Genomic DNA, 12,737 nt, shown 5'->3' on the forward strand with positions numbered 1-12,737 from the left:
GGTGGAGAACGTGAGGTGTTTATTTCTCAACTTCTTACAAACTAAAAATATAACCCAGCGAAATACGGAAAAAAGAAGTGTTAGGATAGGGCTCTCCATCGCCAATGGTTCGGGGAATGTTATACAAGTAGGTCAGTTGCATATCAAAATTATTCCAGTTAAGGCTCAATGGCAGGCGCAGTTGTGTGTTTAAAAGCGCGAAAACATCTCTGTAGTAGGTGTCAATTTCTTCGTTGGTGGTTTGATCAAAGTAGGCTTCGTTCAGCAAAAACTCGGCAGCTTCGGAACCAAAGAATAAAGATACTTCTGGTTCTAAGCGCAGGTAATTGTAGTTGCCAAATCGGGCCAGATACAAGTATGCATCGGTATTCCAGATAAACTGTTGCCCAAATTCCTGACCAACCAGGAGTGAACCATCAATGCTTGTGCCCAGTGTTTTGCTTTTGAGAGATAGGCCTGCATTGAGACTACTGTTGTAAATCGGATCAAACTCCGGATCGTTGACATGAAAAATGAAATAATCGGCCGAAAAACGATACCGAAAGTACGAGTGCTTTTTGAGGCTTTTTCCGTAACCAATACTCAGTATTGTGCTGCGGTAATTAGGTTCCAGCTGACTGTACCAGCTTCCGGATATTCCGGCATAGAAACCGTTTGAATGCATGTAATAGATTTGTCCGGACAAGTTAGACTGATAGCTGCCATTTTCTCGCCCGGCATAGTAGGTGCGGTTACTCCAGTTGGTGGCAACGTAAAGGAACTGAAAAGTGTTTTCCTCCAGCAGAAGGTCTAGTAAATCATCATCGCCAAACAGCACATCGTTCAGTAATGAATCAACCTGAGCGACACGCTCTTTATCCATAATATCTGTCCGTTGTGCCTTGGCTTGAAACGATAAAAGAAGAACTAAGAATAAAATAAGACCAACTGCTTTCATGATAAGTTTCTCTTTGGTATAAGCATGCAGAAAAGATAGCTTTTGATGACACTAATGTGTATAATTGGGAGCACTGGAAATTTCGATTGGCTACATTGGGTTGTCCCTAAAATCCGTAACCACAAAGGCACAAAGTAATCAAGCAAAAGTTGGTTTTCTTTGTGTCTTTGTGGTTTGCATTAGCTTTTAAGCATTACTAAAACTTGTTTGATAAGGCTTTTAATACTGCTTCATTTTCATGAATTAGTTTCCGCCATTTTTAGCACCGCCTGAACCTTGTTTGGCTCCCTGCTGTGCCTGTTGTTTAGCCTGTGTCTGGCTTTGCTGACGAACCGCTGTGGCTGTTTCACAGTTTTCGCCGTTTTGCAACTGCTGACGAATTTGCTTTTTCTGTTCAGATGAAAGGCTGCTGTGCAATTGCTGACGGTTTTGCTCTCTCACTTGGTTTTGCTCCTGCATCATCTCTTTTTGCTCTTCAGATAAACAGGCTTTCAAGGCTTCGCGTTTCTGCTCTCGGGTCATTTCCTTATTTTCCAAAATTGCTACCTGTTCTTCACTTAATGTTTCTCTAAAGGCCGCTCTGAATTGCTTATTTCCTTCCTTGTTTTGTTCCATCAAAGCTTGTTGCTCTTCGCTCAGTTCTACATGCAGACGATCACGCGTTTGGTCCTTTGTTTTGTCCTTCGTTTGGTCTTTTGTTCTGGGTTGCGTTTTGTCTTGCTGTTTTACAGGTGTTTCGGTTTGTGCATTCATTGCCGGAAGTGCTACAAACATAGCCAGAGCAATTACTCCAATTAATCGTGCCATTGCTTTCATAACGTATATGTTTTAGATGATTACTGATATCCATTTATATAGTAACCGCATCAACCTTTCGTTACCCTACCGAATGAATAAAAAAACTTTTGAATTTGCATTTGTAAAGCAGAGGAGACATAATACCGTACGATGCTTTTAACATCATTAAATCCTTTAACTTTGTTGTATGAGCACAACAACATTGCACATCAAAAACATGGTTTGTAACCGCTGCATTAAAGTGGTTAATGATGAGTTTGAGAAATTGAATCTACCTATTATATCCATTGAATTAGGTGTTGTTGAAGTGGATGATGAATTATCAGGAATACAACTGCTTGAAGTTAAAGAGGTGTTGCAGGATAACGGGTTTGAGCTGATTGATGACAAAAAAGGACAGTTAGTAGATAGCATCAAAACACTAATTATTGAGCGAATTCATCACAATGAAAACGTTGGAGAGACTGTTAATAGTTCCAGTTATTTATCTAGTACTCTGGGATACGATTATTCGTATTTGAGTAAACTGTTCTCATCAGTTGAAGGCCAAACAATAGAACAATACATTATCCGGCAGAAGATTGAACGCGCGAAAGAGCTGATGGTGTACAATGAGTTGTCGTTAAAAGAAATAGCTTGGCAGCTTGGCTACAGCAGTGTGCAGCATTTATCCAATCAGTTTAAGAAAATTACCGGATTAACGCCGTCACATTTCAGGCAGTTGAAGGATAACAAGCGCAAGCCGCTGGATAAGGTATAGACCAAAATCATATAACTCTTTCCCAAAAAGCTGTAACACATCTGAACCTAATTAGTGCTTACTTTGTCTTGTAAACAGATGCACTGGTTGACCGGTGATATAATTTGAAAGCACTATGAATATCTTGGATTTCATTACCTCTTTTATCGGCGATTTCTTTGCCATCCTGAGTGAGATGTCGCCCTATTTACTGTTGGGCTTTTTCTTTGCAGGTTTATTGTATGCGTTTATTCCCAAACAAAGTATTCAAAAATATTTCAGTGGAAGTCCGATGCGTTCCTCGGCTTTGGCTGCATTTTTCGGTATTCCCTTGCCTTTGTGCTCATGTGGCGTGATACCAACCGGAACAGCCTTCTATAAAAACGGAGCTTCCAAGGGAGGAACAGTGTCTTTTTTGATATCGACCCCGCAAACAGGCGTGGATTCGATACTGGCAACCTTCTCATTGATGGGTTTGCCTTTTGCCATTATTCGGCCTTTGGCTGCGTTGGTAACCGGTATTACAGGCGGTTTGATCACCAGCGTGGTGACACAAAATGAGAAAGATGAGCGTGTCTTCAGGGAAGAGACAATCCGTAAAAAGTCAGGAGCAGAGAAAGTGAAAGATGTGTTTCGCTACGGTTTTGTTGAGTTCATCCAGGATATTTCAAAATGGCTGGTGATTGGTTTGGTATTGGCTGCTTTTATCTCCGCTTTGGTGCCCGATGATTTCTTTGAATTGCTAAATATGCCACCTGTAGTCCAGATGCTGATGATTCTGGTTGTCTCAATTCCTTTATACATTTGCGCGACCGGCTCTATTCCTCTGGCTGCTATCTTAATTTTAAAAGGTATTAGTCCGGGTGCAGCGTTTGTATTGTTAATGGCCGGACCGGCAACCAATGCGGCTACTATCACCATGCTGGGAAAGGTGATGGGTAAACGCAGCCTGTTTGCTTACCTTGGAACAATTATTGGTGGTGCATTGGCGTTTGGCTTGCTTATTGATTACGCATTGCCAGTGCAATGGTTTACGCAAATTGCCAATGAGCACCTGGGACATCAGCATAGCGAGCGATTGAGTTGGTGGGAAATTGCATCAGGCGTTGTTTTGCTGCTGCTTATCATCAATGGCTATTATCAAAAGTATAAGTACAAAAAGTCGCAAAAGAAGGAACAACCGGTTATCAATCAGCAAACGGCTGCTCAATTTACTTTCCGACCTGTTGCTACAAAAGTGATTCGGGTCGATGGCATGACCTGCAACCATTGTAAAGCCAACGTGGAAAGTAACCTGGAACAACTTGATTTTATTGATAGTGCAAAGGTGAATCTGGCCGAGAAGACGGTAACACTGGAGGGCAATAATATTGAGCTGGAGACCGTTAAAGAGACGATTAATTCATTGGGTTATACCCTTAAGCAATAGATTGAATGGAACCATTTAAGTTTAAAAAACTGGAAGTGCAAGATGAAAGAAGTTGGATAGTTCGTTTATTCGCCTCAGCTTTAATTCGTCAAATGCTGTTGTATTGTTTTGTTGGTGCTGTTATCGGATATATTTTATTCTTTTTTGGTCAGGATGGAAATACGACTGTGTATTGGAATGACAAAGCTGCCGAGAATGTATTCATCGGATTGGGTTTTGGTATTTTTCTGAGTACGAGCCCTTGTGCCCGGGGACGATGTTCGTAATCGACGTTCATAATTGCTTCTATACCCGTGGCTAACTTTACTTCTTTCTAAAATAACGGTCATCGCTTGACTTTTGGAAGTAGCGACTGTCAGCCTCACCAAAACCAGATGAATCCTTAACTTTATTAACCTTTTGCACTTTTTTTATCGTTTCCTGTGTTGTATCCGGATCATCACTCAGGTAAACCGCTTCCTCTGAGGTTGATTGAATCTCCAATACCCGGCCAAAAGCTTCAGGAAGGTTAAGCGATTCGGCACTCTTCCAAACGCCCTTGCCATACACTGCTACTTTTTCTCCTTGTTCAAGTATGCCTTCTTTGTAGCGTAAGGTTTTATTAAAACCCAGCATGTTTTCACTTTCATGACCTTTCTGCTTAAGGTAGCGTTCCAGGTTTTGAGAGGCATCGTTAAAAAGGCCCGATTTATACTTTCGGTCTTGTACAATATAGCTTTTAACGGTTGGACCCTGAATAGAGGCCCGATTTGCGCCATCACGAATAACAAAATCGCCCGATACTTCTTCTTCAATAAGTGTATGCCAGCTAGAACTCTTACCAGATGAACGCTCTTGTTCGACCAAAATATAATAGTGAGCACATTTTCGCCCCGATAAAGGAGCTGTTAATGGTGTGCCAAAACACTCTATAGTACCTACCACCCGGGCACTTTCTCCATCAATAAATTCGCTCAGACGTTTGCGTTCAGCTTTTTTTAATTTACGCTTAATAACAGCTTTATTATTAAAGAAAATGATAATTAATGCAAATATTGCAATACCAGCAATAACAAGAATAATGACGGTTGTTTCCATGGGTATAGTGATATAGGTATGGTTTTAAAATTGTTCATTTGTATTCAACTGCTCAAGCGCATATTCCGCCTGTTTTTTAATATTATCATCACCGTATTTAAGGACTTTTTGATAGTAGCTAATAGCTTGTTCTTTATTACCATTTTCCATATAGGCGTAGGCAATATTACTCAAAACGATATAATCTGTTGGATTAATTCTTTCTGCCTTTAGAAGTGGTTCTAATGCTTTATCATACTGCTTTGTCACTAAATAGCCGATGGAAAGGTTTGATAAGCTTTCTACATGGCTGGGGTAATACTGAAGTACTGTTTGGGCGATTTCTTGCATGTTTAGGAGCAGTTGGTCATCCATTGTTTCATACAATTGTGCCTGATAGTCTTGTAACGATGATAGAAACATTTTCTTACCACCTTCATAGGGCTCATTATTGGTCCAGGTCCATTGGTTTTTGTTGATGGCAGAATAACGCACGGTCACTATAATTTCGTCGGTGAAACTTCTCCAATCACCAATTTGGCCAAGCACATATATTTTTCCAAAACGCATATCCAGTCTGTTGGGATATAGTTCAATACCTTTATTTATACTCTCAAATGCCAGTTTTAGATTGGATTCTTCGTAGTTGATTTGACTGCCAATAAATCCGGCCACCTGGTTGGTGCTATCTTTTAATATCAGAACCTGTTCATCATCAGGTGGTGTACCCCCATTTAAGGTAATAATCTCGTTGCGGCTATTATTAAAATGATAGTTAAATAAACAGGTGTAAAGTTCAGCATCTTTAGGAGATTCTTGCTGCCACTGGTTCAAAAAGATTCTTAGACTGGCAGTATCTCCATTTTGAAAATATTCCTGGAATTGCTGAAGCTTATCTTGTGCCTTCAGAGATGGCACAAGTAGGCTTAAAAAAAGAAATATAAGAGATTTTTTCATATTAATTAAGGTCTACTTTATAGTTCATTAAGATACTATTTATATGTTAAAATTCTAATTGGCCTAACTCTATCTCTTCTTCATCTTTATCCAATCTAAAAATCAGCGTTTTTTTCTGTTCATGCTCTCTACCGTAATCAGTGAAAATGGTTGCTTTAAGTATGGTTGGGCCAGAAATTTTTTGAAGGTTATCAGTGTAATAATCAACCAATATTTTGTATGAACCTCCAATGGCTTTTTTAAGCATAAATTCTTCCGGACCATAACCTTCTGTAAAATCTTCCGACATGCGTCCTCCAATTTTAGTATCCGTATTCTTGTAATACGCTTTTTCACCAGTAGGATCGATAACCCATAAGTCAATATCTGTGTCGTTATGATTCCAATCAATTACAACTCTGATATCAACAGGTTTTTTAGTAAAATCAGAGGGCTTCAGCTTGTTAGTCGCCAATAATTCAGGATATTTATTAAGCAGTCGGGTTAATTCGATATAAGCGATTTGCTCGATACCATAAAAACGTTCATCCATGTCTTTCTCCAGTAATTCTCCATTGTATATTTTATGAAGTAACGCATAGCTTTTCTGAATTTCCCCAACCTGCTCATAAGCCAATGCTAAATCTCTGTATGATTGAGGTTCTTCAGGACGGAGCTTTAGAACTTGTTTGTAAATATATACAGCAAGCTTGTACTGCTCAAAATACTCAAGCTTATAAGCTAAAGCTCTCATCAACTCATGGTTATCCAGCTTCAATTCAGCCAGGTTACTGAGGATCATAATTGCTTTTTGAGCATTTCCTTCTTTATCAAAGAGGTCAGCAACATCCAGGTAAAAAGAAGGACTGTTGGAATAATTATCCCTTATTTGGAGGTATTTCTGGTAAGCCAATTCCAGATTTGGTTCATTGCGGAGCGTATCGATATAAGGACTATCAGGGTTCCATGATTTTAATTCTATTTTATCAGCAATCTTTTTATTTAATTCATTAATGGCTTCTGCATTATTTGCTATGCCTTTCTTTGTGGTGATAATGATTAGTCCATTTGAGGCCCGCGAGCCATACAGTTTAGAGGCACTCTCGGGCTTTAGAACCTCCAATGCATCTATATCTTCGGCATCCATCGAACCGATTGGATTGCCTGTGGTTATAACACCATCTACAATATACAGCGGTTGATTGACAGCGGTGTTATAGTTGACTGAAGGTGAAGCATTATTATCTTCTACAATTTGTACACCAGATGCTTGTCCCATCAATTGTTCTGAAACAACGGTTGCAATGGAGCCAGTCAACGATTGTTGACGTGTGGTTCCGTAAGCTACTACCACAACTTCATCCATCTGGCATGCATCCTCATTAAGTGATATGTTTACTTCGTTGTTGTCACCTACAACCTGGTTTTGAGCTTGGAAACCAACAAAAGAGAAGACCAGCTCGTCATCTTGATCGGCATTAAGCGCATAATCTCCATTGACGTCACTGATAGTGCCATTAGTGGTACCTTTAATATAAACAGAAACGCCTGGTAAGCCTAAACCATCGCTGCCAACGACTGTGCCTGTTATAATTCTTTTGTTCCTGTCTAATCCTCTTCGACTGGTTGGAGGTGCAACAGGTACCCTTGAAGATGGTGTTTCTGTTTGGGCCACTTGGTTAATTGGCGTGTTATTCGATGCTATAGTTGGATTTTCAATACTATCAGAGTCATTATTTTGAACAGTTTTTAGTCCTTTTTTAGTCCATTTCCCTAAATACCATTGATGAATTAATTGATAGTCTTCAAATAGCTCTTCTTTTCTATCTTTCAGTTCATCAAGCCTGGTAGCTTCGTGCTCTTTAATGTTTTTAATACGTGATTTGTATTCTTCTTTTAGTTCTTGCGGAGGTTCGATTCGATAACGAACGTAATCTTCAATACGGTCCAAAATTAACATTGAAGTATAATCACTGACCAGTTTGTATTGTTTACCCAGTTCTATGATTGACTCTTTGTTTTCGTCTTTGTCCTTGTTAAGATGCTGTAGTTTTTGTTTGGCCCACAATCGTTTTACAAGTATTGAATTGTGCCTGTAATTAAGAGGTACTGACACTTCTTTGGTCACCTTTCCACTATAACCCAAAAGTAGTGTAAGGTTTGTTGCTTCGGAAAATCGACCCGCGATAGAAAAGCTTGTACTAATATTGGTGTGTTTGGGATATACTTCACTTACAGCATTGTTTTCTTTTATTCCAAGAAATTGATATGTTTCTCTGTTTAAGAGTTCAAAGGCTTTATTGCTATCTAATCGATTAAGGTTGATGCATTGACCACCTGAAGAAGAGGCGATATTGTTTAGGTCTTCATAATTAGCTGAACTGACTGAGCAAATGGTATAAACAGGACTATTATTGATGGAAGCGAATTGACCTAAATTGGATATGCCATCACTAAATAAAAGGATTTCATCAGATTTTATTGTAAGCACACTGAATAAATCGTAACACGTTCCGCCGTCATAGGTAATTTTGTTTAGTACAGTTTTTAGTTGACTCCAATTACCATCTTTTACCTCGAAATTCAGATTACTTTGAATAGCATTGCTAAAGGAGATGAGTTGTATGTCAACATTCTGAAGATAATCAAGGTATTGGTCAAGTAATTGTAGCTCTTTATCCTTTTGACGCATTCTTTGGGAATAAGAAGCATCCCATAAGATGGTTATTTTCTTAGGTTTGGCTTTTATGCGTGAATTGGCCTCAAGAGGAATATTGACGTAGAAATAATCTTTATAGTTGAGTGTGTTAGTGCGACCTTCAGATACTGGTATTTTAATAACAATAGGAGCTGAAGGAGTCAGGTTTTTTTGAGAAAAAGCAGCTTCGTATGCCTTGTTGGTAGCTTTAAATTTCAGGCCTTTGTATTTCGATTTTGTTGCTTCAGGTATGCCATTAGACCCTTTAATATTATACCTGACAGAAAAGTGTTCCAGTTTTTGTTGAATACCAAGTGGTAATTCAAAAACTTGACTATTATTGTCGACAGGTAATTCTTGTTCATAGGTGAGCACAATACGTTTATTGGCTTTAGGCAGTATAGGATATACCCGGGCTTTATAATTATTCCCTTGTGTTTTTTCTAACAAAGCCGGATCGATATTTTGACGTACTGTATTCTCATATGCACGCCTGGCTAGTTCTTTTTCGACTACTACAGCTTTTCTTAACTTACCGTTTATCTCCATGGCAAATTCTGATACATCTTGTCCTTCACCAAGGGGAAATGCTAACTCACCCTCCAATGTTCGATCCAGCTCATTAAAGAATTGCATATCATATGTGACTGAAGCAAAATTACCAATGATATTCACTTCAATAGATAGACTACTTAGTTTTAGCTGACTAGAGTCTTTTAGTAAGACCTGGGGAACTTCCTGGGCAAATAGAGTGGTAGGAAGTATAATAGAAATGAGGATTAACTGGCGCTTTAGACGAGTCATTAACCAAAATGCAGTTAAATTTAAGGAAGAGTTCTGGTTTGATTGTTTCGTTTTTTTCATAGTGTAGCATTTAATGTATTACTACATGTATGATGCACGTACATTTAAGATTCCATAAGTTGATGTGAAAATTTTAAGTCTAATCTTAAAATATTACTCCTTCATCTTAATCAATACTACCCACTTTTGGCGTAGCGTCTCACTACGCCAAATATGGGCTAACATTATACATTAAACAAAAACGCACTAAACAACACCATGAATATGGCTGAAACCACATAGAGTGAGATAACCACGATGGTGAAAATACCCCAGAATTTAAAGAATGACTTATGGTTGCTTAAGGCAGTACTTAGCTCATCGCTGTTTTTGGTGAGAACGGCCACCTTTGTTTTTTGCGAAAACTTAAACAGGTACATGGTTGGGAAAAAGTAAAGAAGCCCAAGCAAAATGTATACGCCACTAAATATAAAGCCTATTCCGGCAGGGAAGGCACCCATGGCATGTCCGCCTGAAAAAATTGACATAAGAGAGCCTGCAAATAAACCCATAATGACAATGAAGCCAATAAAAATAAAGCCCATAATAGATAGGAATTTGGCCCATTTACTGGTTTCTAATAAATAACCAGCGGCACTTTCTGAAATCGTTAGTTGTTTTTCGGCTTGTTCTTCAATGCTTGTTGGGATGTTTTGTTCTTCCATTGTTTAATTTTTAAATATGTGTGAATGATATTAATTAGGTTATAATTCTATAAATGCCATATCTTATCGTATTGCACATCGTAATCTTCTACTTCTAGCACCTCAATGCCCACCGACTGCATAAAAAATTTCTTACCAATATAAATAAGGTCATCATTATTGCGGGTGGTGATGTACCAGCCTTTTTTTCTCCTTTCGGGGAAGCGGTTAAAGAATTTGGCGCGCTCAATTAACAGCCAGCGGATAAAAACTTCGTTTTCTTCCAAACCAAGCCCCAGGATAAAGATGGATTTGTTAAACAGGATATGCAGCCAGGTATAGTAACCAGACCAGTTGCGCTGGTGACTGTCGTTAAAAGCGATGGCCTCGTAATTGCCATGTATCATTTTGCGTGCACGTTCCACATTACCCATGTATTGCGACAAACCCAGCTTAATGCTGCGGTGGTATTTGAGCATGCCGTTAGGGTACCACACCCCAAAGCCATCGGCAGGATGATTCAGTTTGTCATCACTATAATAACAGTTCCAGGGATAATAATCGGTAAAGCTTTTGCTGTAGGCTTTGAAAAATTTTAGCCCAGCCGACTTGGGTATTAAATCGTCGAAATTGGTGGTGAGGATAGGGGCTTTAAGACCGCGAATACGGTCAATAATTAAGTTTTGCCTGCTATTGGGTTGCCAGGGAAGTAGCTTTTCTTTGACCTCCTTTTGAATATGAGAGCTAAAGTTCGACTTTCGGAAATTCTGAATCTCAATGGCATCGTAGAATTCAGTAAACGAAATGCCCGAGAATATCTCTTTTTGATGGAGGTCTTTGCTTGAATGTTGGTTCCATAAATCGAGCAATAGCTGTTCCCACGACAGGTTATCGTTTTTGTAATAGCGGTTAATGCCATTGCCCAATATAAACGATATATCGTGGCGGTTGCTTTCGATAATTTGTTGGACTGATTCGGGAGAATGGAGCTTATTCATTTATTGTTAGGGTGTAATACTGTTGTTTTATTGTTCGAATTAGTATAACGTTAAGCCAGACAAACGCACGTGTTTATTATGGAGCGTAAAAGGTGATAAACTTGTTAATTGGTTCATACCAGATTTGAAGTTTGCTTCCTGCTTCAAATTGGCTATGTTCAATTAAATTGCCTTTATAGCTTCTTATAAATTGTTTGTATTCATTTATACCTACATCAATGTTTTCTTCTTGAATTTGATCATATCCTAAATCCACTATATGCTTAAGTATCTCTTCATCCAGTGGACTCCACATTGCAACACTCCGTGCCTGACAATTATTCACAGCTAAGAAGCCAAAGAAAAAGTGATTGTCCCATTCCTGGAATAGTTCATTGTCACCTAACCAAAAATAGGGGTTAGAGCTATTGGCAATTTCAATAGTTTCTCCTTGTCGTAATAGTTTATACTCAAGAACAATGACGCCATATTCCTTTTCAATTATCCTGGTGGTCACCGTATCTAATCCAGTAGAATTATCAAAATCACCTATAGTATAAATAAGGGTGTCTAATTGATTGTATAAGTGGTTCTTGATAAAGGAGAATATACCAAGAGCCGTTTGTTTATCTTTATTAGAAAACTTTGTATAGTTGTTTTCTATGTTCTTAATCGTATTAGCAGCAAGCGTTTCTTTTTGACTTAAATTGTTTAGTTTAAAGCTTTCCGTAGGTTTGTACCAATCCTGATTATTAAAATAATTCTTTAAATCTTGTGATGAGAAAGTTCTTCCATGACGGGCAAATATTTCATTTCTGAAAAGTCTCATTTCAGTTAGTAATAACTTGTCAGAGTTCGCTTCCTGGCTTTGTATATTAAAGAATGAGATAACTAAAACAGCTATTATAAAAATGCCTCGCTTCATTTATTAGTTTGTATTGACTGATTTTACTTTTAATTTACTATGAATGTGTGGTTTTAGTGATTTAATATTAGGTCGTACGAAGGTGCTGATCGGTTGAATTATTTATTTGTAAATCTCATGTATTTCTTCACTTCATCAACGTTGTTTGTCGAAGTAAGCATTTCCAACAATGTGAATGCAACATCTAGACCTGTTGCCGGTCCTGTTGATGTGATTATATTTTTATCAATCACAAGGTGTTTATCCTGAACATTAACACCCAAATCAGCCAGATAAGCTCTACCATATATGTCTGTTAAATCATATGTGGTGGCCTTTCGGTTTTTTAACACACCTGATTTTGCAACTGGCGCTGCCGCCGCACAAACAGCTGCAATAATTTTGTTGTCTTTATCAAAGGCACGTATCATCTCTTGAAACCGCTCATCAAGTACATCTTCATAATAACCAGAGTTTTTGAAACCACCAGGAATTGCTAAGGCATCATAATCGTTGATATCGACTTTGTCAAACTCCAGCTCCGGGCGAACAATTAAATTCCATTTGCATTTAATTTCTGGCCTGAGTGCCGTAGAAACCATTTCAACAGGCTCCTTTCCCAGCTCCCGGCTCCATCCAATTACATCGGTAAATACACCGGCTTCATACTCTTCGAATCCTTGAGAAAGAAATAATAATACCTTTTTATTTTTCATGTTTATTGTTGGTTTTGCTTATTGCTCTTAACTATAATTAACGGGTTAGTAGCCTGGTTA

General features: G+C 38.5%; 12 protein-coding genes. 3 read left to right on the forward strand and 9 right to left on the reverse strand.

Annotated features, from left to right (window positions below):
• Positions 1 to 34: 34 nt before the first annotated feature.
• Together J1N10_RS13605 and J1N10_RS13610 are read right to left on the reverse strand one after the other, a co-directional pair.
• Complete coding sequence (locus J1N10_RS13605) at positions 35 to 937, reverse strand: hypothetical protein (protein ID WP_262327270.1); 903 nt, start codon at positions 935 to 937, stop codon at positions 35 to 37.
• A gap of 243 nt (positions 938 to 1,180) precedes the next feature.
• Positions 1,181 to 1,753: a hypothetical protein gene (locus tag J1N10_RS13610; protein WP_262327271.1), complete on the reverse strand. Its 573-nt coding sequence runs from the start codon at positions 1,751 to 1,753 to the stop codon at positions 1,181 to 1,183.
• A gap of 169 nt (positions 1,754 to 1,922) precedes the next feature.
• On the opposite strand from J1N10_RS13610, the gene J1N10_RS13615 reads away from it, so the two are divergent.
• From J1N10_RS13615 to J1N10_RS13625, 3 genes are all read left to right on the forward strand, one after another.
• Positions 1,923 to 2,495 (forward strand): AraC family transcriptional regulator, encoded by a 573-nt coding sequence (locus J1N10_RS13615; RefSeq protein WP_262327272.1) that lies wholly within the window; start codon positions 1,923 to 1,925, stop codon positions 2,493 to 2,495.
• A 115-nt stretch (positions 2,496 to 2,610) separates the two neighbouring features.
• The gene (locus tag J1N10_RS13620) at positions 2,611 to 3,903 is read left to right on the forward strand and encodes a permease (RefSeq protein ID WP_262327273.1); all 1,293 of its coding nucleotides are present in this window, start codon (positions 2,611 to 2,613) and stop codon (positions 3,901 to 3,903) included.
• Positions 3,904 to 3,908: 5 nt separating this feature from the next.
• Positions 3,909 to 4,169 (forward strand): hypothetical protein, encoded by a 261-nt coding sequence (locus tag J1N10_RS13625; protein WP_262327274.1) that lies wholly within the window; start codon positions 3,909 to 3,911, stop codon positions 4,167 to 4,169.
• Positions 4,170 to 4,206: 37 nt separating this feature from the next.
• On the opposite strand, the gene J1N10_RS13630 is transcribed toward J1N10_RS13625, so the two are convergent.
• From J1N10_RS13630 to J1N10_RS13660, 7 genes are all read right to left on the reverse strand, one after another.
• Positions 4,207 to 4,980, reverse strand: coding sequence for a hypothetical protein (locus J1N10_RS13630; RefSeq protein WP_262327275.1), 774 nt, complete (start codon positions 4,978 to 4,980; stop codon positions 4,207 to 4,209).
• Between the two features lie 24 nt (positions 4,981 to 5,004).
• On the reverse strand, positions 5,005 to 5,916 hold the full coding sequence (locus J1N10_RS13635; RefSeq protein WP_262327276.1) for a tetratricopeptide repeat protein: 912 nt from the start codon (positions 5,914 to 5,916) through the stop codon (positions 5,005 to 5,007).
• Positions 5,917 to 5,962: 46 nt separating this feature from the next.
• Positions 5,963 to 9,457 (reverse strand): VIT domain-containing protein, encoded by a 3,495-nt coding sequence (locus J1N10_RS13640; protein ID WP_262327277.1) that lies wholly within the window; start codon positions 9,455 to 9,457, stop codon positions 5,963 to 5,965.
• 164 nt (positions 9,458 to 9,621) lie between these two features.
• A complete protein-coding gene (locus tag J1N10_RS13645; RefSeq protein WP_262327278.1) occupies positions 9,622 to 10,101 on the reverse strand; it encodes a DUF5362 family protein in 480 nt (159 codons plus the stop codon).
• A gap of 47 nt (positions 10,102 to 10,148) precedes the next feature.
• Positions 10,149 to 11,078 (reverse strand): hypothetical protein, encoded by a 930-nt coding sequence (locus tag J1N10_RS13650; protein WP_262327279.1) that lies wholly within the window; start codon positions 11,076 to 11,078, stop codon positions 10,149 to 10,151.
• Between the two features lie 76 nt (positions 11,079 to 11,154).
• Positions 11,155 to 11,982 (reverse strand): YARHG domain-containing protein, encoded by an 828-nt coding sequence (locus tag J1N10_RS13655; protein WP_262327280.1) that lies wholly within the window; start codon positions 11,980 to 11,982, stop codon positions 11,155 to 11,157.
• A 98-nt stretch (positions 11,983 to 12,080) separates the two neighbouring features.
• Entirely contained in the window at positions 12,081 to 12,677 is a 597-nt protein-coding gene (locus J1N10_RS13660) for a DJ-1/PfpI family protein (protein WP_262327281.1), read from the reverse strand.
• Between the last annotated feature and the right edge of the window lie 60 nt (positions 12,678 to 12,737).

It is taken from the genome of Carboxylicivirga litoralis (assembly GCF_025499605.1).
GTDB lineage: Bacteria > Bacteroidota > Bacteroidia > Bacteroidales > Marinilabiliaceae > Carboxylicivirga > Carboxylicivirga litoralis.